The sequence below is a fragment of the Pseudomonas soli genome, from assembly GCF_900110655.1.
Taxonomy (GTDB): Bacteria; Pseudomonadota; Gammaproteobacteria; order Pseudomonadales; family Pseudomonadaceae; genus Aquipseudomonas; species Aquipseudomonas soli.
In genome coordinates, this window is record NZ_FOEQ01000001.1 from 767,577 (window position 1) to 793,210 (window position 25,634).

At 65.5% G+C, this 25,634-nt stretch carries 21 protein-coding genes and 1 pseudogene; 12 read left to right on the forward strand and 10 right to left on the reverse strand.

What is annotated here, in order from left to right; translation table 11 throughout:
- Positions 1-259: 259 nt before the first annotated feature.
- Together BMY03_RS03530 and hmpA are read right to left on the reverse strand one after the other, a co-directional pair.
- Positions 260-766, reverse strand: coding sequence for a disulfide bond formation protein B (locus tag BMY03_RS03530; protein ID WP_094010248.1), 507 nt, complete (start codon positions 764-766; stop codon positions 260-262).
- A 545-nt stretch (positions 767-1,311) separates the two neighbouring features.
- Entirely contained in the window at positions 1,312-2,490 is a 1,179-nt protein-coding gene (gene hmpA / locus BMY03_RS03535) for an NO-inducible flavohemoprotein (RefSeq protein ID WP_023629872.1), read from the reverse strand.
- Between the two features lie 154 nt (positions 2,491-2,644).
- Here hmpA and norR point away from each other — a divergent pair, with 154 nt between their 5' ends.
- The 4 genes from norR (at position 2,645) to BMY03_RS03555 (ending at position 6,336) form a co-directional block, all read left to right on the forward strand.
- Positions 2,645-4,195 carry a nitric oxide reductase transcriptional regulator NorR gene (gene norR, locus BMY03_RS03540; protein ID WP_038707393.1) on the forward strand — a complete coding sequence of 517 codons (1,551 nt, stop codon included), beginning with the start codon at positions 2,645-2,647 and terminating at the stop codon, positions 4,193-4,195.
- Positions 4,196-4,305: 110 nt separating this feature from the next.
- Positions 4,306-5,205, forward strand: a complete 900-nt coding sequence (locus tag BMY03_RS03545; protein WP_023632441.1) for a chemotaxis protein — start codon at positions 4,306-4,308, stop codon at positions 5,203-5,205.
- A gap of 88 nt (positions 5,206-5,293) precedes the next feature.
- Complete coding sequence (locus BMY03_RS03550; protein ID WP_094010249.1) at positions 5,294-5,605, forward strand: hypothetical protein; 312 nt, start codon at positions 5,294-5,296, stop codon at positions 5,603-5,605.
- The gene (locus tag BMY03_RS03555; protein WP_094010250.1) at positions 5,602-6,336 is read left to right on the forward strand and encodes a YkgJ family cysteine cluster protein; all 735 of its coding nucleotides are present in this window, start codon (positions 5,602-5,604) and stop codon (positions 6,334-6,336) included. The genes BMY03_RS03550 and BMY03_RS03555 overlap by 4 nt, the downstream gene beginning before the upstream one ends.
- Positions 6,337-6,364: 28 nt before the next feature.
- On the opposite strand, the gene BMY03_RS03560 is transcribed toward BMY03_RS03555, so the two are convergent.
- Complete coding sequence (locus BMY03_RS03560; RefSeq protein WP_371920591.1) at positions 6,365-7,402, reverse strand: methyl-accepting chemotaxis protein; 1,038 nt, start codon at positions 7,400-7,402, stop codon at positions 6,365-6,367.
- Positions 7,403-7,666: 264 nt separating this feature from the next.
- Positions 7,667-7,948, reverse strand: a pseudogene (locus BMY03_RS26865) (PAS domain-containing protein); the annotation flags it as partial.
- Between the two features lie 222 nt (positions 7,949-8,170).
- Here BMY03_RS26865 and BMY03_RS03565 point away from each other — a divergent pair.
- The 6 genes from BMY03_RS03565 to BMY03_RS03590 all read left to right on the forward strand — a co-directional run bounded on the left by BMY03_RS03565 (position 8,171) and on the right by BMY03_RS03590 (position 16,424).
- Entirely contained in the window at positions 8,171-9,334 is a 1,164-nt protein-coding gene (locus BMY03_RS03565; RefSeq protein ID WP_094010252.1) for an efflux RND transporter periplasmic adaptor subunit, read from the forward strand.
- Positions 9,331-12,423: a multidrug efflux RND transporter permease subunit gene (locus BMY03_RS03570; protein ID WP_094010253.1), complete on the forward strand. Its 3,093-nt coding sequence runs from the start codon at positions 9,331-9,333 to the stop codon at positions 12,421-12,423. The genes BMY03_RS03565 and BMY03_RS03570 overlap by 4 nt, the downstream gene beginning before the upstream one ends.
- Before the next feature lie 9 nt (positions 12,424-12,432).
- On the forward strand, positions 12,433-13,104 hold the full coding sequence (locus BMY03_RS03575) for a heavy metal response regulator transcription factor (protein WP_046857063.1): 672 nt from the start codon (positions 12,433-12,435) through the stop codon (positions 13,102-13,104).
- A gap of 45 nt (positions 13,105-13,149) precedes the next feature.
- Complete coding sequence (locus BMY03_RS03580; RefSeq protein WP_094010254.1) at positions 13,150-14,553, forward strand: heavy metal sensor histidine kinase; 1,404 nt, start codon at positions 13,150-13,152, stop codon at positions 14,551-14,553.
- Between the two features lie 130 nt (positions 14,554-14,683).
- Positions 14,684-14,908: a hypothetical protein gene (locus BMY03_RS03585; RefSeq protein WP_023631633.1), complete on the forward strand. Its 225-nt coding sequence runs from the start codon at positions 14,684-14,686 to the stop codon at positions 14,906-14,908.
- Positions 14,909-15,113: 205 nt separating this feature from the next.
- A complete protein-coding gene (locus BMY03_RS03590; protein ID WP_023631632.1) occupies positions 15,114-16,424 on the forward strand; it encodes an OprD family porin in 1,311 nt (436 codons plus the stop codon).
- Positions 16,425-16,506: 82 nt separating this feature from the next.
- Here the strand turns inward: BMY03_RS03590 and BMY03_RS03595 are convergent, their stop codons facing one another.
- Positions 16,507-16,758 (reverse strand): DUF3077 domain-containing protein, encoded by a 252-nt coding sequence (locus tag BMY03_RS03595; protein ID WP_094010255.1) that lies wholly within the window; start codon positions 16,756-16,758, stop codon positions 16,507-16,509.
- The gene (locus BMY03_RS03600; RefSeq protein ID WP_023631630.1) at positions 16,755-16,994 is read right to left on the reverse strand and encodes a hypothetical protein; all 240 of its coding nucleotides are present in this window, start codon (positions 16,992-16,994) and stop codon (positions 16,755-16,757) included. The genes BMY03_RS03595 and BMY03_RS03600 overlap by 4 nt, the downstream gene beginning before the upstream one ends.
- A gap of 461 nt (positions 16,995-17,455) precedes the next feature.
- Between BMY03_RS03600 and BMY03_RS03605 the strand changes: the two genes are divergently transcribed.
- The gene (locus BMY03_RS03605; protein WP_094010366.1) at positions 17,456-18,952 is read left to right on the forward strand and encodes a GGDEF domain-containing protein; all 1,497 of its coding nucleotides are present in this window, start codon (positions 17,456-17,458) and stop codon (positions 18,950-18,952) included.
- A 31-nt stretch (positions 18,953-18,983) separates the two neighbouring features.
- Here the strand turns inward: BMY03_RS03605 and BMY03_RS03610 are convergent, their stop codons facing one another.
- Entirely contained in the window at positions 18,984-19,460 is a 477-nt protein-coding gene (locus BMY03_RS03610) for a ferritin-like domain-containing protein (protein ID WP_094010256.1), read from the reverse strand.
- A 202-nt stretch (positions 19,461-19,662) separates the two neighbouring features.
- Between BMY03_RS03610 and BMY03_RS03615 the strand changes: the two genes are divergently transcribed.
- The gene (locus BMY03_RS03615; RefSeq protein ID WP_031315465.1) at positions 19,663-19,884 is read left to right on the forward strand and encodes a DUF3820 family protein; all 222 of its coding nucleotides are present in this window, start codon (positions 19,663-19,665) and stop codon (positions 19,882-19,884) included.
- 25 nt (positions 19,885-19,909) lie between these two features.
- On the opposite strand, the gene BMY03_RS03620 is transcribed toward BMY03_RS03615, so the two are convergent.
- The 3 genes from BMY03_RS03620 to ptsP are packed head-to-tail and all read right to left on the reverse strand — an operon-like array spanning position 19,910 to position 25,421.
- Positions 19,910-21,625, reverse strand: a complete 1,716-nt coding sequence (locus BMY03_RS03620; RefSeq protein WP_094010257.1) for a PTS fructose-like transporter subunit IIB — start codon at positions 21,623-21,625, stop codon at positions 19,910-19,912.
- A complete protein-coding gene (gene pfkB / locus BMY03_RS03625; protein WP_094010258.1) occupies positions 21,625-22,572 on the reverse strand; it encodes a 1-phosphofructokinase in 948 nt (315 codons plus the stop codon). Before pfkB ends, BMY03_RS03620 begins: the two co-directional genes overlap by 1 nt.
- On the reverse strand, positions 22,572-25,421 hold the full coding sequence (ptsP, locus tag BMY03_RS03630; protein ID WP_094010259.1) for a phosphoenolpyruvate--protein phosphotransferase: 2,850 nt from the start codon (positions 25,419-25,421) through the stop codon (positions 22,572-22,574). Before ptsP ends, pfkB begins: the two co-directional genes overlap by 1 nt.
- Positions 25,422-25,634 lie beyond the last annotated feature (213 nt).

Here is a 25,634-nt window from a genome sequence, read left to right on the forward strand (position 1 = left end):
AAGCAGTGCCGAACGGAAATTGGGGGCGATTGTAGATAGGTCGCCCCACGATGACTATGACTTATTGAGCAACAGTCTTTTACAGAATACGCAACAATACTGGTCAAAAAATCAACTTCGCGACAGTTTGTCGCACCCCGCGCAGTAGCCCTGAAACCCTTGCCGCGCAAGGGCTGGTGGCTGACCTGGATCAATCATCGGGGGCCATTTGCAGCTTATCTCGCCGCGCAATAGACCCAGGTCAATTCGGGACTTTGGTCTAAGCGCGGCGACGGTTTCGGTAGATGCCCATGGGCACCAGGACCGCCGTCAGCACGAACGCCACCAACGCCCATTGCGCGAGGGACAGACCGAGGATCGGTGGGTAGGGCGTGGAGCAGAACCCATCGACCTGGAACGCCAGCGGCCAGAGCTTGGCCAGCGGCAGGTCGTCGACGATGGGCTGCAAGGTGTCGATTCCGCAGCTGACCATGGGGTTGGCGAGTATATACACATGGTTGCCGGCGGCAACGATGCCACCGATGGCGCTGAGCACCACCAGCGCCTCGAAGAAGGTCAGGCTGCGGCGCCCGGGCATGGCGGCGGCGATGAAGGCGAAGATCGCGATGAACAGCAGGGCATAGCGCTGCAGGATGCACAGCGGGCAAGGTGCCTCGCCCAGCACCACCTGCATGTACAGGGCGCCGCCGATCAGCGCCAGGCAGATCACGCCGAGGAGCACCAGAAAGCGCCGTTCCCGATTCAGGCGCGATGAGAGTTCGTTCATTGCCGATTCCTTCGATGGAGAGTGACAGCGCGGGCTGCCCGAGGGGCGCCCAGTCTACACGCTGGAGATGACCTTTGAATGCATCGAGCGGGGGCGTGCGCGGCTATCCACTGATGACCTAGGACCGAGCGGGTCGGTTTCGGTTCACTGACGCACGTGAAAAATGCGCCAGCCAGGTGCCGGGCAGGAGCAAGCCCCTCGACACCTGGGAGTGAAGGATACAGTGATTAAAGGAGGATTAAAGATGAAAGCGGGTGTAACCGCGTTCACCTCTTCCTTATATAGAAGACCGGTTAGGCCCAATCGCTGCGGTTCGGCGCTCGGCCAGGCCGACAGCGTCGAATGTCATCGTCCGCTTCGTTCTCGATTACCCACGGCCGGGAGCATCCGTGTGCTGGCGGCCCGACAGAACGCCGAACCGCAGCGATTGGGATGAATCACTCGTAGCCTGTCCCGGCCCCATCGCCGGCAAGCCGGCTTCCACAGGTATCGCTGAACCCTGTGGGAGCCGGCTTGCCGGCGATGGGGCCAGCCAGGCCTATCGCTTACTCCAGCGCCGCAGCCGGCCCGAAGAACTCATAGCGGCTCTGCCCTTCCGGCACACCCAGGCCCTTGAGCTGACGCTTGATCGCCGCCATGAAGCCCTTGGGCCCGAGGAAGTAGGCGTCGATATCACGCTCACGCGGCAGCCATTCGGCCAGCAGGTCCTGGTCCAGCAGGCCCACTGCGTCGGCAGCCTGGCTGCCATCTTCTTCTGCGTAGCAGTAGAAGCGCTTGAGTTGCGGATGGCGTGCCGCCAGGCCATCGATCCAGTCGCGGAAGGCATGCACCGCGCCGTTGCGCGCGCAATGGATGAAGTGCACCGGGCGTTCGGTCTCGAGGGCCGCCTCAAGCATGGCCAGGGTCGGGGTGATGCCCACGCCGCCGCTGATCAGCACCAGCGGCTTGGCGCTGGCGACCAGGGTGAAATCACCGGAAGGCGGGAACAGTTGCAGGGTATCGCCGACCATCAAGCCATCATGCAGGTAGTTGGAGACCTTGCCGCCCGCCTCGCGCTTGACGCTGATGCGGTACTGCTCACCGTCGCACAGGGCCGACAGCGAATAGTTGCGACGTTGCTCCTGACCATCGATTTCCAGCTTCAGGCCGATGTACTGGCCCGGCTCGGCCTTGAGCACCGGTTTGCCATCGACCGGAGCGAAGTAGAACGAGACGATCTCGCGGCTTTCCTGCTCGCGGCGCACCAGGCGGAATTCGCGGGTGCCGCGCCAGCCGCCGGCGGCCTCTTCCTTCTGTTTGTACAGGTTCTCCTCGGCGCCGATGAGGATGTCGGCAAGCTGGCCGTAGGCCGCCGCCCAGGCAGCGATCACCTCGGCGGTAGCGATCTCCTTGCCCAGCACTTCCTCGATGGCGCGCAGCAGGCAGCTGCCGACGATCGGGTAGTGTTCAGGGAGAATCTGCAAGGCGACGTGCTTGTTGATGATCTGGCCTACCAGACCGCCCAGCTGCTCGAGCTGGTCGATATGCCGGGCGTACATCAGCACGCCGTTGGCCAGGGCACGCGGCTGGTCGCCGCTGGCCTGGTGGGCCTGGTTGAACAGCGGGCGTACCTCGGGGTACTCGCTGAGCATCATCTTGTAGAAGTGGGTGGTCAGGGCCTCGCCACCGCTTTCCAGCAGGGGCACGGTGGCTTTGATGATTGCACGTTGTTCGGCATTGAGCATTACGACAACTCCTGAGCCTGTGGCTTCGAATGGTTGCGTAGACCATTTCAGCAATCGTGCCAACTTTGATCGTCAATAAAACCGGGGCTTTTCATTGATCAATGTCAAAAGGACACACTCAGGCGTATAGTCATTCCGACCAACAGGAGTCCATATGACTGCAAAGCCCCTGCTCACTGCCCTCCTCCCTCTGGTGAGCGACTTGTCCCGCGACCTCCCCGACCAGGAACGCTACCGCCGGCTGCTGCAGGCCATGCGCGGTCTGCTGCCGTGCGATGCCGCGGCGCTGCTGCGCCTGGATGGCGAGTGGCTGGTGCCGCTGGCGGTGGATGGCTTGTCAGCGGACACCCTGGGTCGACGCTTCCGGGTCAGCGAGCACCCGCGCTTCCAGGCCCTGCTCAGCCGCCCCGAGCCCACCCGCTTCCCTAGCGACAGCCCGCTGCCCGACCCTTACGACGGCCTGGTCGACGCCGCCCATGTGGATCTCGAGGTGCACGACTGCATGGGTTGCCCGCTGATGGTCGACGAACGCCCGTGGGGCCTGCTGACCCTCGACGCGCTCACCGCCGGCCAGTTCCAGAGCCTCGAGCTCGACGCCCTGCAGGCCTTCGCCAGCCTGGCCGCCGCCACGGTAACCGTGGCCGAGCGCATCGAGCACCTGGCCCTGCGCGCCGAGGATGAACACCAGCGCGCCGAGGTATATCGCCAGGCCAGCGGCCAGGACCGCGAACTGATCGGCCAGAGCAAGGCGCACAAGCGCCTGGTCGAGGAGATCCGCCTGGTCGGTGGCAGCGACCTGACCGTGCTGATCACTGGCGAGACCGGCGTCGGCAAGGAACTGGTGGCCCAGGCCCTGCACCATGCCAGCCAGCGTGCCGGCAAGCCGATGATCAGCCTCAACTGCGCCGCCCTGCCCGACACCTTGGTGGAGAGCGAACTGTTCGGCCATGTGCGCGGCGCCTTTACCGGCGCCCATGGTGAACGCCGCGGCAAGTTCGAGCTGGCCAACGGCGGCACATTGTTCCTCGACGAGGTCGGCGAGCTGCCGTTGGCAGTGCAGGCCAAGTTGCTGCGGGTGTTGCAGAGCGGGCAGTTGCAACGCCTGGGTTCGGACCGCGACCATCAGGTCGATGTACGCCTGATCGCCGCGACCAACCGCGACCTGGCCGAAGAGGTGCGCAATGGCAACTTCCGCGCCGACTTCTACCACCGGCTGAGCGTCTACCCGCTGCAAGTTCCGCCCCTGCGCGAGCGAGGCCGCGACGTGCTGTTGCTGGCTGGCTTTTTCCTCGAACAGAACCGCGCGCGCCTGGGGCTGGGGAGCCTGCGGCTGTCCACCGACGCCCAGGCCGCCCTGCTGGCGTACGGCTGGCCGGGCAACGTCCGCGAACTGGAACACCTGATCGGTCGCTCGGCGCTCAAGGCATTGGGGCAGCAAGGACGGCGGCCGAAGATCCTCACCCTGGAAGCGGCTGACCTCGATCTGCGCAACGTGGCGCCGAGCATACTGGCAGAAACCGAGGCACCGTCAGCTGACGCGCCGCTGCCCGAGGGGGGGCTGCGCGAGGCGGTGGATGATTATCAACGGCAGATCGTCGAAGCGTGCCTGGATCGTCACCAGGACAACTGGGCAGCCGCAGCCCGGGAGTTGGGGCTGGATCGGGCCAACCTGAGCAGGCTGGCCAAGCGATTGGGACTGCGCTGACGGGGCTGCGAAGCAGCCCCATACAGAGCGAATAGCAAACTAAGCTAAAGCCTGGCGCCAGAAAGCCGATAACCCGGCATCCTCCCCCTCATTCATAGCGAAGGTTGTCCATGGCCACGCAAAAAGCCCGCGCGGACTCGCTGTCCCTGCTGCTGTTCACCCTGCGCAGCGGCAAGCTGATGGCTATCAACCTGCTCAAGGTCAGCGAGATCATCCCCTGCCCGCCGCTGACCAAGCTGCCGGAGTCCCACCCGCACGTCAAAGGCGTCGCCACCCTGCGCGGCAACTCGTTGTCGGTGATCGACCTGTCCCGCGCCATCGGCGAAATGCCCCTGGCCGACCCCGACGGCGGCTGCCTGATCGTCACCGAGATCAGCCGCTCGCGCCAGGGCCTGCACGTGCAAGCGGTGAGCCGTATCGTCCATTGCCTGAGCACCGACATCAAACCGCCGCCCTACGGCTCGGGCAACCGCTCGTTCATTACCGGCGTCACCCGGGTCGACAATACCCTGGTGCAGGTGCTGGATATCGAAAAGGTCATCCACGGCATCGCCCCGCCCCCCCACGAACCGCACCCGGGGGAAGTCAGCGAAGAAGATGCAAGCCTGCTGGCCGCCGCCAACATCCTGGTGGTAGACGACAGCCAGGTTGCGTTGCAGCAGTCGGTGCACACCCTGCGCAACCTTGGCATCGAGTGCCATACCGCGCGCAGCGCCAAGGATGCGATCAATGTGCTGCTGGAGCTGCAAGGCACCGAAAGGGAGATCAACATCATCGTCTCGGACATCGAGATGTCCGAGATGGATGGTTTCGCCTTCACCCGCACCCTGCGCGAAACCCCGGACTTCCAGCACTTGTACATCCTGCTGCACACCTCGCTGGACAGCGCGATGAGCGGTGACAAGGCCAAGCTGGCCGGGGCCAATGCCATTCTCACCAAGTTCTCCTCGCCGGAGCTGACCAACTGCCTGGTGACGGCGGCGCGCGCGGTGGTGTTCGAGGAGCACTGAAACATCAAGTCAGGACTTTCCTGACTTGATGAAGGAAAACGTTCGGGCATAATTCGCGCCCTTCGCAGGTTCATTGCCGGTGTCGCGTATGAAATTACTCAATTCGTTCCTGATTCTCTGCGCCTTCGCCAGCGGCGCAGTACACGCTTCGAGCAACCAAGCCTGGAGCGACCAACGCCAGCACATGCTCAAAGCCTGTCTGGCCGCCAGCCAGTTCAAGGACGCCCACGCCCTGGGCAAACCCGCCGAGTTCGACGACCAGATCGGTTACAGCGCGCTGCTGATCGAGGGCATCTACCCCCAGAAGCACATGCAGAACCGCACCGGTACCGAGCTGTGCCTCTACGACCGCCAACGCCAGCAAACCTTTACCACGGAATGGGAAGCCGGCAAACGATGAGCGACAGTATTCGCTTCGCCTGCACCGGCTGCGGCAAATGCTGCACGGGCCATCATGTGCCGCTGACGCTTGCCGAGGCCCACCAGTGGGCGATCTCTGGTGGTCAGGTGGTGGTGCTGATCGAAGGTTTTCTCGCCGATGGCCCCGGCATGCCGGCAGACCAGCGCGAGCATGTGCTGCGCCGTTCGCACCCGGTGCCATGCGGTGACGCGCAGTTGCAGGTATCGGTGACCTTCGCCGCGTTCAATCCAGGGCGCTGCCGCAACCTCGATGACAACGACCTGTGCGGTATCTATGAAAGCCGCCCGCTGGTCTGTCGCATCTACCCGGCGGAGATCAACCCGCACCTGCCGCTGCGCCCGGAAAACAAGGACTGCCCGCCCGAGGCCTGGACGCAAGGGCCGGAACTGATTCACGGCAACCTGCCGGTGGATGAGGCGCTGCGTGCCCTGATCGAAGCCTCACGCCAGGCCGACCGCAATGATATCGCGGCCAAGGTGGCGATCTGTCAGGCGTTGGGGATGACCACCAGTGCGCTGAAGGGCAATGGGTTTACCGCGTGGCTGCCGGACATGGCGGCGTTTGCCTCGGTGCTGGAGCAGGCGCCACAGGCGGTCGATGGACCGTGGGTGGTGCATGTGCAGGACGAGACACTTGCGGCCGATCTGCAGGGTCATCGCCTACAGGTGACGGGCGAAGCGCCGGTCTACTATGCGTTCATCGGTTTCTAGATAGATCCGGCACAGACAACTCAGTCAATCACTGACAGCGCCGCCAGAACTCATCCGCCAGCCGCCGCAGGTCCTTGGCCAGGTCCGCCACGTCACTGGCGCTGCTGTGGCTGCGCTGCCCGACGCTGACCGTCGCCTCGCTGGCCTGGCGGATGCTGGTGATGTTGCGGTTGATGTTCTCGCTGACCTGGCTCTGCTGCTCCACCGCCGCGGCGATCTGCAGGCTCATCTCGTTGATCTGGTTGACCCGCACGCTGATGCTGTCCAGCGCGTCGCTGGCCAGTTGCGCCTGCTCGACGCTGTGCCCGGCATGGGCACTGCTCTGCTGCATCACCTGCACCGCCGCGCGGGCACCGTCCTGCAGGGCACCGATCATGCGCTGGATATCGTGGGTCGACTGCGCGGTGCGCTGGGCCAGGCCACGCACCTCGTCGGCGACCACCGCGAACCCGCGTCCCTGGTCGCCCGCACGCGCCGCCTCGATGGCGGCGTTGAGCGCCAGCAGGTTGGTCTGCTCGGCGATGCCACGGATCACGTCGAGCACCCCGGAAATCTCGCTGCTGTGGTTCTCCAGTTGCTGGATCACCTCGCTGGCTTCCACCAGCGAGCCGGCCAGGTCCTGGATCGCGCAGCGGTTGCGATCGACCAGCTGGTGGCCTGACTGGGTCTCGTCCTCGGCCTGGTCGGCCGCCATCGCCGCCATCTGCGCGCTGCTGGCGACCTGGGCGACACTGGCGCTCATCTGGTGGATCGCCGTGGCCACCTGGTCGGCTTCGCTCTGCTGCTCGAGGCTGTTGGCGTGACTGCTGTGCAAGGCCTCGACCAGCGAGCCCGAGTGCCCGGCCAGGCGCGAGGAGGTGTCGCCGATACGCCCGACCACCGCCCCCAGCTGCGCCTTGAGCATGCGCATGGCGAACTCGATCTGCCCCAGGCCGTCACGCCGGCCGGTGTACAGGTGCTGGCTGAGTGGATTGTCGGCGATCGTCTGGGCCTGCCGACGTAGCCGCTCGTATGGGCGCAGCAGCACCAGGATCGCCAAGCTGCTCAAGCCCCCAGCCGCCACCATCTCCACCAGCGATTCCAGCAGCGGTGCCCCCAGCCACCATTGACCCGCGCCTATCACCAGCGCCAGTACCACACCGACCGCCAGCGACAAGCGTGTGCCCAACTGCAGTACCGGTAAGCGCTCGCGCCAGTCACGCCGGCCTTCGCGCAACCTTGCATAGCACCGCTCGGCCGCCGCGACCTGCTCGACCCCAGGCTTGGTCCTCACCGACTGGTACTCCAGCACCTGCCCGCCACTGCTGATCGGCGAGACGAAAGCGCTCACCCAGTAGTGGTCACCGTTCTTGCAACGGTTCTTCACCAGTCCCATCCACGAGCGTCCGGCCTTGAGCGCCTGCCACATCTGGGCGAAGGCCTGGGGCGGCATGTCGGGGTGGCGGACGATGTGGTGGGGATTGCCCAGCAGCTCCTCGCGCGCGAACCCGCTGACTCGCAGGAAATCGTCGTTGGCATAGGTGATGCGGCTGTCCAGATCGGTGGTGGACAGGATATTGGCGTCGCCGGGGTAATCCACTTCGCGACCGGTAACAGGCATATTGCACTTCATCGGAGGCTCTCGTTGTTGTACGTGAAATCGGCAGGGCGTACGACTCTAGGGGCAAACGCCAACGTAACATTGATCCATGGCAGGGTATTGGCACTTGGCCATCAACCCACCGAAACTGACAGCCATGACAGCCAGGCGTCACGCTGCCGACCCGGACGGCGCGCTATAACCTTGCAATAGTCCAATCCACTTCCCAGCCCCTTGGTCAAGGTGCCTGCCCCGATGCGACGTCCGTCCCGCTACCTCGTACTCGCCGCCCTGGCCCTCGCCCTGCTGGTCGCCATCGGCGCCTGGCAGGGATTGCGCCGCGAAGCCCCGGCCAACCGCGCCGCCAGCGCGATACCGGTGCGCGTGGTCGCCGTGGCCCAGCAGGACGTCCCACGCTACCTGAGCGCCATCGGCTCGGTGCTGTCGCTGCATAGCGTCGAGGTGCGCCCGCAGGTCGAGGGCGTGCTCACCCAGGTGCTGGTCAAGGAAGGCCAGTGGGTCATGCAGGGCGACCTGCTGGCCACCCTCGATGACCGGGCGATCCGCGCCAACCTCGATCAGGCCCGCGCCCAGCTCGGCCAGACCCAGGCGCAGTTGCAGGTGGGTAACGTCAACCTCAAGCGCTACCAGTTGCTCAGCAGCGACGACGGAGTGTCCAAGCAGACCCTCGACCAGCAGCAGGCGCTGGTGAACCAGTTGCAGGCGACGATCAAGGGCAACCAGGCGGCCATCGACAATGCCGCGGTGCAGCTCAGCTACACCCAGATCCGCTCGCCGGTGAGCGGGCGCGTCGGCATTCGCAACGTCGACCCTGGCAACCTGGTACGCACCAGCGACACTCAGAGCCTGTTCAGCGTCACCCAGATCGACCCGATCGCCGTGGAGTTCGCCCTGCCCCAACAGCAGCTGCCAGTCCTGCAGGGCCTGCTCAACTCGGCCACACCCGCCGAAGTGGAGACCTACCTGGACGCCGACGGCGAACGCAGCCTGCTCGCCAAGGGGCACTTGATGCTGATCGACAACCAGGTTTCGGCCACCACCGGCACGGTGCGGGTCAAGGCCGAGTTCGACAACCGGGACGCACGCCTGTGGCCGGGCCAGCTGGTTACCGTGCGCCTGCGCACGGCGGTGGACGAGGACGCCCTGGTGGTGCCGCCGCCGGTGGTGCAGCGCAGCATCGACGGCCACTTCGTCTACCGCCTGGACGGCGACAAGGTCAGCGCCGTACCGGTCAAGGTGGTGTACCAGGACAGCACGCTGAACGTCATTGCCGGGGTCAAGGCCGGCGATCGCCTGGTGCTGGACGGTCAGTCGCGGCTCAAGCCCGGCAGCACCGTGGAAGTCACCCCCGACACCCCTGCCCCGGCGCAAATGGCCGAAAGCAGGAGCCATCCATGAACACCCGCAACGGCGTCTCGGCCTGGTGCATCGACCACCCCATCGCCACCCTGCTGCTGACCTTCGCCCTGGTGCTGCTCGGTGCCATCGCCTTCCCGCGCCTGCCGGTGGCGCCGCTGCCCGAGGCCGACTTCCCGACCATCCAGGTTACCGCCCAGTTGCCCGGTGCCAGCCCGGAAACCATGGCCTCGTCGGTCGCCACGCCCCTGGAGGTGCAGTTCAGCGCCATCCCCGGCATGACCCAGATGACCAGCAGCAGCGCGCTGGGCTCGACCAACCTGATCCTGCAGTTCACCCTCGACAAGAACATCGACACCGCCGCCCAGGAGGTCCAGGCGGCGATCAACACCGCCACCGCGCGCCTGCCCCAGGACCTGCCCAGCCCGCCCACCTGGCGCAAGGTCAACCCGGCCGACAGCCCGGTGCTGATCCTCACCGTCAGCTCGGCGCAGATGCCTGGCAACCAACTGAGCGACTATGCCGAGACCCTGCTGGCCCGCCAGCTCAGCCAGATCGACGGGGTCGGCCTGATCAACATCACCGGGCAACTACGCCCGGCCATCCGCGTGCAGGCCCAGCCCGAAAAGCTCGCCGCCATCGGCCTGACCCTGGCCGATATCCGCCAGGCCATCCAGCAGACCAGTCTCAACCTGGCCAAGGGCGCGCTGTACGGCGAGCACAGCGTGTCGACCCTCGCCGCCAACGACCAGCTGTTCCACCCCGACGACTACGCGAAGCTGATCGTCAGCTACCGCAACGGCGCCCCGGTGCACCTGGCCGACGTCGCCAAGGTGATCGACGGCGCCGAGAACGCCTACGTCAGGGCCTGGTCCGGCGAACAGCCGGGGTTGAACCTGGTTATCTTCCGCCAACCCGGGGCAAACATCGTCGACACCGTGGACCGGGTGATGGCTGCCCTGCCCCGCCTGCAGGAAATGCTGCCGGCAGCGGTCGAGGTGTCGGTGCTGCAGGACCGCACGCAGACCATCCGCGCCTCGCTGCACGAGGTCGAGCTGACCCTGCTGATCGCCGTGGCCCTGGTGATCGGGGTGATGGCGCTGTTCCTGCGCCAGTGGTCGGCGACCTTCATCGTTTCCAGCGTGCTCGGCGTGTCGCTGATCGCCAGTTGCGCATTGATGTACGTGTTCGGCTTCAGCCTCAACAACCTCACCCTGGTGGCCATCGTCATCGCCGTGGGCTTCGTGGTCGACGATGCCATCGTCGTGGTGGAGAACATCCACCGTCACCTGGAGGCCGGCGACGACAGCCGCACGGCGGCGCTCAAGGGCGCCGGCGAGATCGGCTTCACCGTGGTGTCGATCAGCTTCTCGCTGATCGCCGCGTTCATTCCGCTGCTGTTCATGGGCGGCGTGGTCGGCCGGCTGTTCAAGGAATTCGCCCTGACCGCCACCGCGACCATCCTGATTTCGGTGGTGGTCTCGCTGACCCTGGCACCGACCCTCGCCGCGCTGTGCATGCGCCGCCCGCCCGAGACGCAGCATGGCGGCTTCGGCCAGCGCCTGGTGCGCTGGTACGAGAAGGGCCTGGACCGGGCCCTGGCGCACCAGCGTGTCACCCTCGGCGTGTTCGGCCTGACCCTGGCATTGGCGGTGGTCGGCTACGTGGCCATCCCCAAGGGCTTCTTCCCGCTGCAGGACACCGGGTTCATCCTCGGCACCAGCGAGGCGGCGGCCGATGTGTCCTACCCCGCGATGATCGAGAAGCACAAGGCCCTGGCGAAGATCATCGAAGCCGACCCGGCGGTGCGCGCCTTCTCCCATTCGGTAGGTGTCACCGGCAGCAACCAGACCATCGCCAACGGGCGCTTCTGGATCTCCCTCAAGCCCCGTGGCGAGCGCGACGTGTCGGCCAGCGAATGGATCGACCGCATGCGCGCAAAACTGGCGCAGGTTCCCGGCATCGTCCTGTACCTGCGCGCAGGGCAAGACATCAACCTCAGTTCCGGGCCGTCGCGCACCCAGTACCAGTACGTGCTCAAGAGCAACGACGGCGTTGCGCTGAACCTGTGGACCCAGCGCCTGACCGAACGCCTGCGCGAGAATCCGGCGTTCCGCGACCTGTCCAACGACCTGCAACTGGGCGCCAGCGTCACCCGCATCGACATCGACCGCCAGGCCGCCGCGCGCTTCGGCCTGACCACCACCGACGTCGACCAGGCGCTGTACGATGCCTTCGGCCAGCGGCAGATCAGCGAGTTCCAGACCGAGACCAACCAGTACAAGGTGATCCTCGAACTGGACGCCCGCCAGCGCGGCAAGGCCGAGAGCCTCAACTATTTCTACCTGCGCTCGCCGCTGTCGGGCGAGATGGTGCCGCTGTCGGCCCTGGCCCATGTCGCACCGCCCAGCACCGGGCCGCTGTCGATCAGCCACGACGGCCTGTTCCCGGCGGCCAACCTGTCGTTCAACCTGGCCCCCGGCGTGGCCCTGGGCGATGCGGTGCAGATCCTCGAACGCACCCAGCGCGAACTGGGCATGCCCGACTCCATCGCCGGCAACTTCCAGGGGGCCGCCCAGGCCTTCCAGAGTTCACTGTCGAGCCAGCCCTACCTGATCCTCGCCGCGCTGGTGGCGGTGTACATCATCCTCGGCGTGCTCTACGAGAGCTTCGGGCACCCGCTGACCATCATCTCCACCCTGCCCTCGGCGGGCCTGGGTGCGCTGATCCTGCTCTGGGCCATGGGCCAGGACTTCACCATCATGGGCCTGATCGGCGTGGTGCTGCTGATCGGCATCGTCAAGAAGAACGGCATCCTGCTCATCGACTTCGCCCTCGAAGCCCAGCGCAACCACGGCATGACGCCCGAGCAGGCGATCCACCAGGCGTGCCTGGTGCGCTTTCGCCCGATCATCATGACCACCCTGGCCGCATTGCTTGGCGCGCTGCCACTGATGTTCGGCTTCGGCGCCGGCGCCGAACTGCGTCAGCCACTGGGCATCGCCGTGGTCGGCGGCCTGCTGGTGAGCCAGGCCCTGACGCTGTTCACCACCCCGGTCATATACTTGGCCCTGGAGCGTCTGTTCCACCGCCGCCAGGCCACCGTCGCCCCCGCGCCGACCGCCAGTTGAGACAAGACCATGCGTGTGCTGATCATCGAAGACGAAGAAAAAACCGCCGACTACCTGCATCGTGGCCTCACCGAGCAGGGCTTCACCGTCGACCTGGCCCGCGACGGCATCGACGGCCTGCACCTGGCCCTCGAAGGCGACTACGCGGTGATCGTGCTCGACGTGATGCTGCCTGGCCTGGATGGCTACGGCGTGCTGCGCGCACTGCGGGCGCGCAAGCAGACGCCGGTGATCATGCTCACCGCCCGCGAGCGGGTCGAGGACCGCATCCACGGCCTGCGCGAAGGCGCCGACGACTACCTGGGCAAACCGTTCTCGTTCCTCGAACTGGTGGCCAGGCTGCAGGCCCTGACCCGGCGCAGCGCCATTCATGAGCCGCTGCAGATCCAGGTGGCGGACCTGTGGATCGACCTGATGGCGCGCAAGGCCAGCCGGGCCGGCCAGCGCCTGGACCTGACCGCCAAGGAGTTCTCGCTGCTCAGCGTGCTGGCCCGGCGCCAGGGCGAGATCCTGTCCAAGACCGCCATCGCCGAGCTGGTCTGGGACATCAATTTCGACAGTGACGCCAATGTCGTCGAGGTGGCGATCAAGCGCCTGCGCGCCAAGCTCGACGGGCCGTTCGACAACAAGCTGCTGCATACCATTCGAGGCATGGGCTATGTCCTGGAACATCGTGGCTGAAACCTGCACTACCCGCCCCCATGAATTGGCCGCAGGTAACGCCCGATGAATCCTTGGCGCAACTCCATCGCCCTGCGCCTGTCGGCGCTCTTCGCCCTGGTGGCGCTGGCGGTGTTCGTGCTGATCGGCAGCGCGCTGTACCGCCAGGTCGACCACAGCCTCGACCTGCTGCCGGCGGCCGAACTGGACGCACGCTTCAGCGTGCTCGAATCCACCCTCAACCGCTTCGGCACCTCCGAGCACTGGGCCAAGATCAACAACAAACTCAACCTGCTGAGCGAAGAAGACCGACGCATCCGCTTCTGGGTGGTGAGCGGCGCCCCGTCCTTCGAGTACGGCCATCCCAGCGAACAGGTGCGCGACTTCGCCAAGGGCCCTGTGGGCATGCGCGAGCTGCGCCTGTCCGACAGCCCCTATCCCTACAAGGTGCTGGTCAGCGAGCTGCCCGCGCAGGGTGAGCGCCCGCCCCTGCGTTTTCTGATCGGCATCGACACTGAAACCTTCTGGCAGGCCCAGCACAGCCTGCTGGTGGCCATCGTTGGCCTGGCGGTTTTCGGCGTGCTGCTGGCCTCGCTGCTTGGTTACTGGGTCGCGCGTATTGGTCTGCGGCCCCTGCTCGCCCTCTCCGAAGAAGCCCAGGCCCTGGCGCCGCCACGCCTGGACGATCGCCTGCAGACCCGCGACCTGCCGCCGGAACTGGCGCGCTTCGCCGGCACCTTCAATGCCGCCCTCGACCGAGTCAGCCAGGCCTATTCGCAACTGGAAGCCTTCAACGCCGACGTCGCCCACGAACTGCGCTCGCCGCTGACCAACCTGATCGGCCAGACCCAGGTCGCCCTCACCCGCGGGCGCAGCGCCGAGCACTACTTCGAGGTGCTGCAATCGAACCTCGAAGAACTCGAGCGCCTGCGCAGCATCATCAACGACATGCTGTTCCTGGCCAGCGCCGACCAGGGCAGCAAGGCCACCGCCCTTACCCAGGCCTCGCTGGCCGAGGAAGTGGCCACCACCCTCGACTACCTCGACTACATCCTCGAAGACGCCCACGTCAGCGTCACCGTCAGCGGCGATGCCCAGGCCTGCATCGAAAAGGCCCAGTTGCGCCGGGCGCTGATCAACCTGCTGAACAACGCCGTGCAGCACACCGCACCGCACCAGGCGATCCAGGTGCGCATCGAGGCGAATGACGAGCAAGTCAGCATCGCGGTGAGCAACCCGGGGCCGGCGATCGACGACGAACACCTGCCGATGCTGTTCGAGCGCTTCTATCGGGTGGATGCGGCCCGCGCCAACAGCGGCGGCGGCAACCACGGACTGGGCCTGGCCATCGTCAAGGCAATCGCCCTGATGCACGGCGGCAGTGTTTTCGTGCACAGCGAGGCCGGGGCCAATACCTTCGGTATCAACTTGCCGAGCGCTCAACTACGCGGGTTTGCGGTAAAAGTCTGAGTATTTTTGCCGCGATCATTACTTTTTGCGCAACAGTGCTTATCTGAACAGCCTCTGTTTCCCCGCTGTTTACAGGACTAACTTTAGCCCTGTCTCCATTAGCACTTGCCCCGCAAGAAGGTTGTTCCAAATGTCCAACAGTATGGGTATTGCCAGCGTTTTCGTCCTGTCTTCCCTGTTGTTGTCGCCCCTGGCCATGGCGGAAGAATCCCCGGCCTTCGTCGCCCGCAACGCCGAACTCGCCGCGGTTCACCAGGAGGCGCGTGACGCCTACGCCGCGCAGCAGTCCGCTGCGGCTAAAGACGCACAGCAGACAGCTTCCAAGGTATCTGTCGATACCGATGCCGATAGCTGACCGGCCACGCCAGCTGTTTCCAGTTTTCCCTGGGCTACACCATGGGCACTGCCTGTGACGATATGTTAGCCTTTCAAAGCCGCTGCCTTTCAGCGGCTTTTTTTATGCGTCGAAAATCTCAGCCTGGCTGTTACGTCTCTAATAAGAACTTGCAGACACGACAATAAAAAACTGCCCCATCGCTTGACCAAAGGAGTTTGTACCGGTGTCTTTCGCGTTTCGTTTCACCCCGTTGTTCGTTGCATTGGCCGCAACGATGCCCGTGGCCGCACAGGCCGATGAAGCCAAGGCTGATGGCTTCATCGAGGGCTCCACGCTGAACCTGCATTTGCGTAATGCCTACTTCAACCGCAACGAGAAGAATGCCTCGATCAAGGACAAACGCGAGTGGGGCCAGGGCGCCGTCGCACGCTTCGAGTCCGGCTACACGCCTGGCGTAATCGGCTTCGGCCTCGACGCCCACGCCATGGTCGGCCTGAAGCTCGACGGCGGTGATGGCCGTGCCGGCACCTCGATCCTGCCGAGCGCACCGGAAGACAAGGCGCGCCACGCCTTCTCCACTGCCGGCGGCGCGATCAAGCTCAAGGGCTTCGACACCGAGTTCAAGGCCGGTGACCTGTTCCTCACCAACCCGGTGATCGCCGGTGGCGAAAGCCGCATGCTGCCGCAGACCTTCCGCGGCGTCGCGCTGACCAACAACAGCATCGACGGGCTGATGCTCGAAGGCGGCAAGGTCAGCTTCACCAAGCCGTACAACCAGAGCGGCCACCGCCGCATCAACACCTACTACAGCAACCAGACACGCGAGCAGGACAGCCAGAACCTGAGCTGGGCCGGCGCGTCGTGGAGCGGCACCGAGGGCGTCACCGCCAACCTCTACGCCGCCGAGCTGAAGGACATCTGGAACCAGTACTACGCCGACTTCGACTACACCTACGCGGTCAACGACCTGGTCAGCCTGAACCCAGGCGTGCACTTCTATCACACCCAGGACACCGGCCAGTCGAAGCTGGGCAGCATCGACAACAACACCTGGAGCGTGCACTTCACCGTCGCCGCCGGGTACCACAGCGTCACCGCCGCCTACCAGCGGGTCAATGGCGACACGCCGTTCGACTACATCAACCTGGGCGACAGCATCTTCCTCGACAACTCGCGCATGTACTCGGACTTCAACGCGCCGAACGAGCGCTCATGGAAGCTGCAGTACGACTACGACTTCGCCGGCCTCGGCATCCCAGGCCTGAGCACCTCGCTGTCGTACTCGCGCGGCAAGGCCGACCTGACCAAGGCCAGCCAAGACACCCAGTACTACGATTTCTACAACGCCGAAGGCGAAAATGCCCGGCACTGGGAGCGCGACTTCGACGTGAAGTATGTGTTCCAGGAAGGTCAGATGAAGGACCTGTCGGTGCTGCTGCGCTATGCCACGCACCGGGCCAACGCGGCCTACTCGACGATTCAGGACAACAACGAATTCCGCATGATCGTGGATTATCCGTTGAACGTGTTCTGATCTGAAACCGATCGCAGGGCAAGCCCGCTCCCACGCCAGGCGGATTATCAGGCGTGGGAGCGGGCTTGCCCTGCGATGGACTTCAACGGGTACGGTTCAACCCAATCTCCAGGTCATTGATCAGCGCCTTGGCCATGGCACTGAGGATCCGCGCTGCACTCCCTGCTTTCAAATCCCCTTCCATTTCCGCCTCCGTGGTCAGGTGCAGGATGCAACCCTGCAGCACCGACAGCTCGTTGAACGCCAGGCTGAAAGGCACATCGGGCTCAACACGAAAACACTCCAGGAATGTCGAAACGCCGGCAGTGGCAAAACGTTCGGGCTGCTCGCTCATGGCTGCACCTCCAGCGACCTGGCGTGGGCCATCAGGCAGCTCAGCAGCCGGCTGAGGATGGAAATGTTCTCCACCAGGATCTCGGGACGCTCATCCACGGGAAAGGCCATGTAGACGTCGCAGGTGCGGGTCATCATGGTCATCAGGACAGCGGCATGCTCCCAGACTTCGGCGAGGGGCAGATGGTCGATGATGGAGATGTAGGGGATGGGTGGGTCAGGTACTAGCTTTTTCATTTCAAATCGCTCATGTCGATTGAAGAAAATCGCCACTTGAACCTTTCTCACAGGATTAGGTGGCAACCGTGTACGGGGTGAGAAACCGAGGACATGAAACCCGGCCAGACCAGAGGTCTGCCCGAACACGGCTGCCATTGAAGTGGCCGAAAGACATATCATCAGGTTCTCACGCCCGGTCACCAAATTTGGCGACCCGACGACGTTAGCCCTGATGCATTTCCCGGCCTATCCAGACCCTTCCGGCAAGCGCGTAGGATAGGTCCCAAGCACAGCCCAACTGAAGCATTTGGTTTCAGATTCGGAAATGTCGTACATCCCATCGCAGGCCTACTGAATCAATTCCGTCGGGCAAAACACCTTTGATCTTGTCCGACAATCGCGCCTTGCCTAAAATACCGCCGCCGCTTTCCGGCCCACTCCCCATGGATCCCGGGGCTTATGCAGTTGCGAGCATGACGTTGCCCACCCGATCACCACGATCCGCCCTGTACAAGTCACACCCCGAGCTGGTCCTCAACCTGGGCAGCTGCCTTGCCGTGCTCGCCATAGTGGCTATCGTCGGCTACCTGCTGGCACGCGAGCGCGACAGCGTCGAGCAATCGGAAATGCGCTCGTCGAGCAACATCGTGCAGTTGATCGAAAGCGACATCCTGCGCAACGTCGAACTCTACGACCAGTCGCTCAAGGGCCTGATCTGGGCCGTGCAGCACCCCGATCTGCTCAACGTACCGACCAAGCTGCGCCAGCAGATCCTGTTCAACCAGGCCTTCTCCGCGCCGGTGCGCGGCGACATTCTCTGGCTCGACGCCAAGGGCGACGTGCTCGGCGACTCCACCAGCGCGGTGCCGCGCCAGGCCAACTTCGCCGACACCGTGGCCTTCCAGGCGCACCGAGACCGCCCGGGCCTGGGCCTGCTGATCAGTCCGCCGTTCAAGGCGCGGCTGGGCAACCTGGACTGGTGCATCAGCTTCAGCCGGCGCATCTCCGGCGCCAACGGCGAGTTCCAGGGCCTGGCCGCCGGGGCCTTGCGCCTGTCCTATTTCAACGAACTGTTCCAGCGCCTGGACATCGGCGTGGACAGCAGCATCAACCTGCTCAACACCGACGGCCAGCTACTGGCGCGCCAGCCGACCCGGCCGCAGGATCCACTGATCGGCACCAGCTTCAGCGAGCGCCCCAACTTCAAGCGCATCCTCAGCGAGCGCAGTGGCAGCTTCACCGCCCGCTCGACGGCCTATGAGGGCCAGCGCCTCTACACCTTCGCCCGGGTCGCCGACCTGCCGTTGATCGTGCTGGTGGCCCACTCGGCCGATGAAGTGTTCCAGTCGTGGCGGCGTACCGCGATCGTGGTCAGCGTGGCCACCGGCGTGTTGTGCATTGGCATCCTCTGGCTGACCTTGCTGCTGGGCCGCGAGCTACGTCGGCGCCACGATGCCGAACTGGGCCTGGCCACCCTCGCCGCCACCGACAGCCTCACCGGCCTTGCCAACCGTCGCCGCCTCGACCAGGTGCTGCGCCAGGAATGGGCGCGTGCCCAGCGCAACCGCAAGCCGCTGGCGGTGTTGATGGTGGATGTGGACCACTTCAAGGCCTTCAACCAGCGCCATGGCCATGCCGGTGGCGACCATGTACTGCGCGAGGTGGCCACCACCATCGAGCTGTGCATCCGCCGCCCTGCGGACCTGGCGGCGCGTTACGGCGGGGAGGAGTTCCAGGTGGTGCTGCCGGAAACCGAGCTGGCCGGTGCGCGGTTGCTGGCCGAGCGGATTCGCGCCAGTGTCGAAGCGATGCCGCCGTTCGGCGATGACGAGCGGTCGGTGACAGTCAGTGTGGGGATTGGCCTGCATATCCCCGGCACCCATCAGGACCTGGCGGCGCTGCTGGGTGATGCTGACGAGGCGTTGTATCGGGCCAAGGCCAATGGGCGGAATCGGGTGGAAGGACCCGAGGAGTGAGTCATGGGGCCGTTAAACGGCCCCATGCTGATCAGGACCGAGCGCGGGCTGCGTTACGCAGAGCCTTCACCTGATCATGATTGCGCTGCACGCCCTGCAGCTGTTTCTCTACCAAGGCATACGAAGTGTCATTGGCCGAACGCCCCAGTTTGACCAGCTTCTCGCGGGCTTCCTTGTAGGCCTTCAGCGCATGGTCTTCCCCACGCTCCACTTCATTGAGCACCGCTTCTTCATCCTTGCCGGTGACCATCGACTTGAGGTTGACCCAGCCACGGTGCAGGTCACCGCTGATGCTGGTGCTGGTTTCCGGGTCGCCGCCCAGGCGCCGCACTTCGCCCTGCAACTCTGCGGCGGCACTGGCGCACTCGCTGGCACGCTGCACGAAGAATGCTTTAAGTTCAGGGTTCTTCACATCCTCGGCAGAAGTCTTGAAGCCTTTCTCACCATCCTTGCTGTACTCGATCAGGTCGTTGAGTACGTCGATCGTGTCTTTGTTGGGATTACTCATGGCAACAACTCCTTGGCAGGTCATAGTCACCTTGATCGGAGCAGGCTTCGTGCCAAACCCAGGAAATAAAAATAATTCATTAAAATCAGTAACTTGAAGATTTCACAAACATGCCGCTCAAGGGCGTTCTGCATGATCGCCGCTTGGGTCGTCGTGCAGTTTGCAGTAAGGTCGCGCTTCAACCGCCACAGGCCACCGCCCGATGAAACCCGAAACCCTGCAACTGCTGGTCACCCGCACCATGCCTTTTGGCAAGTACCAGGGGCGGATCATCGCCGACCTGCCCGGGGACTACCTGGCATGGTTTGCCCGTAAAGGCTTCCCGCCCGGGGAGCTTGGCGGGTTGCTGGCGCTGATGCACGAGATCGACCACAACGGGTTGGGCGATCTGCTGAAACCGTTGCGGGGCAAGACCAGGGGTTGAAGCATTTGATGGAGCAATCGCGGGCCTAGCCCTTGGCTGGCGCCACGACCATCTCCACCTGCTCGCTCTTCTTGATCAGCGCGTACACCACCGCCGTCAGCAGGCTGCCGGCGACGATGGCCAGCAGGTACAACAGCGCATGGTTGATCGCGTTGGGGATCAGCAGCACGAACAACCCGCCATGGGGCGCCATCAGCTTGCAGCCAAAATACATCGACAAGGCCCCGGTCAGCGCGCCCCCGGCGATGCTCGCCGGAATCACCCGCAGCGGGTCCTTGGCGGCGAACGGGATCGCGCCCTCGGAGATGAAGCACAGGCCCAGCGCCAGCGCCGCCTTGCCGGCCTCGCGCTCACTCTGGGCGAACTTGCGCCGGGCCAGGAAGGTGGCGATGCCCAGGCCGATCGGCGGCACCATGCCGGCGGCCATGGTCGCGGCCATCGGCGCGTAGCTCGACGAGGCCAGCAGCCCCACCGAGAAGGCATAGGCGGCCTTGTTGATCGGCCCGCCAAGGTCGACGCACATCATGCCGCCGAGCAGCAGCCCGAGCAGGATGGCGTTGGTGGTGCCCATGCTGTCGAGGAAATGGGTCAGTCCCTCGAGCATGGCCGCCACGGGCTGGCCGACCACGTAGATCATCACCAGGCCGGTGAACAGGCTGGCCAGCAGCGGGATGATGAGGATCGGCTTGAGCGCGTCGAGGCTGCTGGGCAGGCGCACCCAGCGGGCGATGGCCTTGGCGCTGTAGCCCGCCAGGAAGCCAGCGACGATGCCGCCGATGAACCCCGCCCCGAGCGTGCTGGCCAACAGGCCGCCGATCATCCCGGGCGCCAGGCCCGGGCGGTCGGCAATGGACCAGGCGATATAGCCGGCAAGCAGCGGCACCATCAGCTTGAACGCCGCCTCGCCGCCGATCTGCATCAAGGCGGCGGGCAGCGTGCCGGGTTCCTTGTAGGCCTCGATGCCAAACACAAACGACAAGGCGATCAGCAAACCGCCGGCCACCACCATCGGCAGCATGAACGAAACCCCGGTCAACAGGTGCTTGTAGACACCGGTCTTCTCGGCCGGCGGCACTGCGCCGGTCGTTCCCGCCGCCTCCACCTTGCCCTCGGCCAGGGCCTTGTCCAGCGTGGCGCGGGCCTGCTTGAGGGCGATGCCGGTGCCGCAGCGGTAGATGCGCTTGCCGGCGAAGCGCGCAGCCGGTACTTCGATATCGGCGGCCAGCAACACCACATCGGCTGCGGCAATGGCCTCGGCCGGCAGCGGATTGCGCGCGCCGACCGAACCCTGGGTTTCCACGGTGAGCTGGTAGCCCATGGCCTGCGCCGCTTGTTGCAGGGCTTCGGCGGCCATGAAGGTGTGGGCCACGCCGGTCGGGCAGGCGGTCACAGCGACAATCTTCGGCGTACCATGCACCGGGGTTTGCGCTACCTGCACCTGGGCGCCCGCAGCGGCCTCGTCGAGGAAGCCTTCACGGTCGGCCAGGGCCTGGGCCGGCGTGCTCTGGTACAGGCGCTTGCCCGCAAAGCGCGCCAGGTCCAGCGGCCCGGTGCTGACCACCAGCACCCAGTCGGCCTCGGCGATCTGCGTTGGCGTCAGGCGCAGCTCCGGATGTTCGGCGTCATGCACCTCGACGCAGGTTTTCCAGCCCCGACGCTGGGCCGCGGCGGCCAACAGGCGGGCGCTGAGCACGCTGGACACCTGACCGTTGGGGCAGGCGGTGACAATGGCAATGTTCATCAGCAGCCCTCTTCTTGTTGTTCTGTAAGGCGCACGGCGGCTTCCAGACGCTCCAGTTGCTCACGGTCGTGAACGCCGAAGCCGACCTGGGTGACTGCCTGGGCGGCGATGGCGGTGGCGCGGCGCAAGGTAGCGGCGGGCGCTTCGGCCAGGAGCAGGCCATGGACCATGCCGGCAACCAGCGAATCACCGGCGCCGACGGTACTGGCGATGCGCACTTTCGACGGTTGCGCATGCAGCGCCAGGCCAGCGGCGAACCAGTTCACGCCCTGCTCGCCCTGGGACACCACCACATGCTCGACGCCAGTGGCGAGCAGCCGCCGTGCGGCCGCGCGTTGCTCGTCCGCAGCCTGCACCGGCAGCCCGAGGACTTCACCCAGCTCCTCGGTGTTGGGCTTGACCAGCCAGGGCGCGGCCTGCAGGCCTGCGCGCAAGGCTTCGCCGCTGCTGTCCAGGGCCACCTTCAGGCCCTGGGACTTGAGCATCAGCAGCAGCTCGCGCAACCACTCGGGGCTGATCCCCCGTGGCAGGCTCCCGGCCACCACCACGGCGTCATGCCCCGGGGCCACGAGTGCCAGACGTTGCAGCAAGGCGTCGCGGGCGGCCTCGTCGACCTGCGGCCCTGGCCCGTTGATATCGGTGACCTGGCCATCGGCCTCGACCAGCTTGATGTTGCTGCGGGTCTCGCCCGGGACGCGCACGAAGCAATCGGCGAACCCGCGCCAGGCAATCAGCGCCTCGAACGGCGCCAGGTTATCCTGCCCCAGGAAACCGCCGACAGTGACGCTGTGACCCAGGTCGGCCAGCACCTGGGCGACGTTCAGCCCCTTGCCGGCGGCATGGCTGTGCTGGGCCTGGCTGCGGTTGACCGCGCCGGGTCGCAGGCGGTCGAGGATGATGGTGATATCCAGCGCCGGGTTGAGGGTGAGGGTGAGGATCTTGGCCATCAAAAACGCTCCACCAGCGCCCGAACTGCCTCGGCGCTGTCTTGTTGCAGGGCCTCGCGCGCCAGGGCGCGGGCCGTCGAAAGGTCGGTCTGGCGCACCAGTGCCTTGACTTCAGGAATGCTGCGGGCGGCGACACTCAGTTCGTCCACCTCCAGGCCCAGCAGCACGGCGACCGCCTGCGGGTCGGCCGCCAGCTCGCCGCACACGCCCACCCACTTGCCCTGGGCATGGGCGGCGCGCACGGTCATGTCGATCAGGTTGAGCACTGCCGGGTGCAGGCCGTCGGCCTGTGCCGACAGGCTCGGGTGACCGCGGTCGATGGCCAGGGTGTACTGGGTGAGGTCGTTGGTACCGATACTGAAAAAGTCCACTTCACGGGCCAGCTGTGGCGCCAGCAAGGCGGCCGACGGCACTTCGACCATGATACCTACCTGCAAGTCGCCCACCGGAACCTCCTGGCGCAGGCGCTCGACCATGGCCTTGGCGGCGCGCCATTCATGGAGCTGGCCGACCATGGGGAACATGATGCGCAGCGGGCGGTTGTCCGCGGCACGCAGCAATGCGCGCAGCTGGTCCTCCATCACCTGCGGGCGTTGCAGGGTCAGGCGCACGCCGCGCACGCCGAGGAAGGGGTTTTCCTCAGCCGCGATCGGCCAGTACGGCAAGGGCTTGTCGCCCCCGACGTCGAGCGTGCGCACCACCAGTGGCCGTCCGTCCAGGCCATCGAGCACCCGACGGTACTCGGCTTCCTGGGCCGCCACATCGGGCAGTTGCGGGTGGGCCATGAAGATCAGCTCGGTGCGCAACAGGCCGATGCCTTCGGCACCTTGCTCCACCACCTTGTCGATGCCGTTGCTCTGGCCGATGTTGGCGAACACTTCGACGGCATGGCCGTCGCGCGTCCGCGCGGGCTCATGGCGGTTGGCCCAGGCGATCTGCAGCCGACGCTCGCGGGCATCACGCTCTGCCAGGGCTCGTTGCAACTCGGCCTCGGCTGGCGCAACCACGACCCGCCCGCGCTGACCATCGAGCAGCAGCGGCGTGCCGCTATCCAGCAACAACACGGCCGCCCCGGCCCCGACCACCGCCGGGATGCCCAGGGCGCGAGCGACGATGGCGCTGTGTGCGGTGGCGCCGCCCTGGGCGGTGACGATACCGGCGACCCGTGCCGGGTCCAGGCGCGCCACGTCCGAAGGGCCGACCTCGGCCATCACCAGCACATAGGGCTGCTCTGGCTCGGCGCTGTCCTTGACGCCGCACAGTTGCGCCAGCACCCGACGACCGATATCGCGCAGATCGGCGGCCCGCTCGGCCAGCAGCGCATCGTGCAGGGCCTCCTGCTGACGGGCAGCGGCTTCGATCACCGCCATCCATGCAGCTGCGGCGCTTTCGCCCTGGGCCAGGCGCAGCTCGACGTCGTCGGTCAGGGCCGGGTCGGCAAGCATTTCCTGATGGGTGACGAAAATTTCGCCGATGGCCTTGTCGCTGCGTTGCACCAGGGCCTGAAGATCGGCGTGCACTGTGTCGATGGCCTGGCGCAGCCTGGCCCGCTCCTGGGCGGGCGACTCGCCGCGCAGCGGGTAGTCGATATCGCGCTCGACGCAGACATGGGCCGGGCCACTGGCGATACCCGGCGCGGCCGCGACACCCTGCAGGGTGCTGCCGGGCGGCGGCGCCTGGAGGGTTTCGACCTGCGGCTGCTCCACTGCTGCCGCTTGCGGCAAGGGCTCGACCTCCTCGCCGAGGCCCTGCTCGATAGCCGCCAGCAACGCCGGCAAGGCATCGGCGGCAATACCGGGCTCGGCGATCAGCTCCAGGACCTGGCCACGGCGGGCGCCCAGACTGAGCAGCTTGCTCAGGCTCTTCACCGAAACGGCCGGCTGGGCGCTGTCGTGCAGCCGTATGCGGATCTCGCCCTCGAAACCCTTGGCCAGCTGCGCCAGTACCTTTGCAGGGCGAGCATGCAGGCCATGGGCGTTGGCCAATACTATCCGGGCGCTGGGCCAGTCGGCGGGCGCCTCGCCGCCGAGCACTTCGAGCACGGCGCGGCTGCTGGTGGCCTGGTAGAGCATCTGCCCACGGCCCTCGATCAATACCTCGCACAGGCGCTCGAGCAGGGCTTGATGCGCCGCTCCGAGGCTGGCCAGGCAGAACAGGCCATTGAGCGGTTGATCGCGGTAGCGCAACGGTTGCTGCGGGGTGACGAAGGCCAGCCCCGGTTGGCGCACCTCACGTTCGCTGTGCAGCCACCACAGGCCCTCGCCCAGCGGCAGCGGCTCGGTCTGCTGCAGCACGGCGGCAAAGCCGCTGTCGGCACAACCGGCGCGTTGCAACAGACGAGCGCCGCGCCAGGCCAGTTCGTCGAAGTCTTCCGCCGCCAGGTTGAGGCCGACCAGCTGGGCATCCAGCGCCAGCTCGCGTGGCGCCCCTTGCAGTAACTTGAGCAGTGCCTCGGCGCTGCCGGAGCGACGCAGCGCCTCGGCCAGGTCGGTTTCACCGAGGGCGCGGGTCAGCAGTTGCAGCAGGCGCAAATGTTCATCGGAGCGGGCGGCGATGCCGATGGCCAGGTAGACGATCTGGCCGTCGCCCCAGTCCACGCCGTCGGGAAACTGCAGCAGGCGTACGCCCGTGGCGAACACCAGCTCGCGGGTCTGCGGCGTGCCGTGGGGGATGGCGATGCCCTGGCCGAGGAAGGTCGAGCCTTGCGTCTCCCGGGCCTGCAGCCCCGCCAGGTAACCCTCGGCGACCAGACCATCGGCAACCAGTCGATCGGCCAGCAGCGCCAGTGCCTCGCCCTTGTCGGCGGCACGCTGGCCCATGGCAATCTGCTCAACGGCAAGCTCGAGCATGACCCTCTCCTTTTGCGGCAGCCCCGTCGGCTACCGAGGTATTGTTGTGGAATTCGACGGCAAAAGCCGCCGAAACGATCAGCACAACCGGCGAAGACTGATTTTCAGGCAGGAAAATTCGCCTTGCTGAAACGTTTAATCTGACCAAGCGGCCACGTTACTCGATAATCTGCCAACGAAAAAGCCCCATCCTGTCGGACAATTGCGACAATG

Bases quoted from the DNA above. Each gene is read 5' to 3' on its own strand.
- BMY03_RS03600 (WP_023631630.1), bottom strand. From the start codon at position 16,994: ATGAAAAAGCTAGTACCTGACCCACCCATCCCCTACATCTCCATCATC.
- BMY03_RS03555 (WP_094010250.1), top strand. From the start codon at position 5,602: ATGAGCGACAGTATTCGCTTCGCCTGCACCGGCTGCGGCAAATGCTGC.
- BMY03_RS03615 (WP_031315465.1), top strand. From the start codon at position 19,663: ATGAAACCCGAAACCCTGCAACTGCTGGTCACCCGCACCATGCCTTTT.
- norR (WP_038707393.1), top strand. From the start codon at position 2,645: ATGACTGCAAAGCCCCTGCTCACTGCCCTCCTCCCTCTGGTGAGCGAC.
- BMY03_RS03560 (WP_371920591.1), bottom strand. From the start codon at position 7,402: ATGGTGGCGGCTGGGGGCTTGAGCAGCTTGGCGATCCTGGTGCTGCTG.
- BMY03_RS03530 (WP_094010248.1), bottom strand. From the start codon at position 766: ATGAACGAACTCTCATCGCGCCTGAATCGGGAACGGCGCTTTCTGGTG.
- BMY03_RS03545 (WP_023632441.1), top strand. From the start codon at position 4,306: ATGGCCACGCAAAAAGCCCGCGCGGACTCGCTGTCCCTGCTGCTGTTC.
- pfkB (WP_094010258.1), bottom strand. From the start codon at position 22,572: ATGGCCAAGATCCTCACCCTCACCCTCAACCCGGCGCTGGATATCACC.
- BMY03_RS03595 (WP_094010255.1), bottom strand. From the start codon at position 16,758: ATGAGCGAGCAGCCCGAACGTTTTGCCACTGCCGGCGTTTCGACATTC.
- ptsP (WP_094010259.1), bottom strand. From the start codon at position 25,421: ATGCTCGAGCTTGCCGTTGAGCAGATTGCCATGGGCCAGCGTGCCGCC.
- BMY03_RS03565 (WP_094010252.1), top strand. From the start codon at position 8,171: ATGCGACGTCCGTCCCGCTACCTCGTACTCGCCGCCCTGGCCCTCGCC.
- hmpA (WP_023629872.1), bottom strand. From the start codon at position 2,490: ATGCTCAATGCCGAACAACGTGCAATCATCAAAGCCACCGTGCCCCTG.
- BMY03_RS03570 (WP_094010253.1), top strand. From the start codon at position 9,331: ATGAACACCCGCAACGGCGTCTCGGCCTGGTGCATCGACCACCCCATC.
- BMY03_RS03550 (WP_094010249.1), top strand. From the start codon at position 5,294: ATGAAATTACTCAATTCGTTCCTGATTCTCTGCGCCTTCGCCAGCGGC.
- BMY03_RS03585 (WP_023631633.1), top strand. From the start codon at position 14,684: ATGTCCAACAGTATGGGTATTGCCAGCGTTTTCGTCCTGTCTTCCCTG.
- BMY03_RS03610 (WP_094010256.1), bottom strand. From the start codon at position 19,460: ATGAGTAATCCCAACAAAGACACGATCGACGTACTCAACGACCTGATC.
- BMY03_RS03620 (WP_094010257.1), bottom strand. From the start codon at position 21,625: ATGAACATTGCCATTGTCACCGCCTGCCCCAACGGTCAGGTGTCCAGC.
- BMY03_RS03580 (WP_094010254.1), top strand. From the start codon at position 13,150: ATGAATCCTTGGCGCAACTCCATCGCCCTGCGCCTGTCGGCGCTCTTC.
- BMY03_RS03575 (WP_046857063.1), top strand. From the start codon at position 12,433: ATGCGTGTGCTGATCATCGAAGACGAAGAAAAAACCGCCGACTACCTG.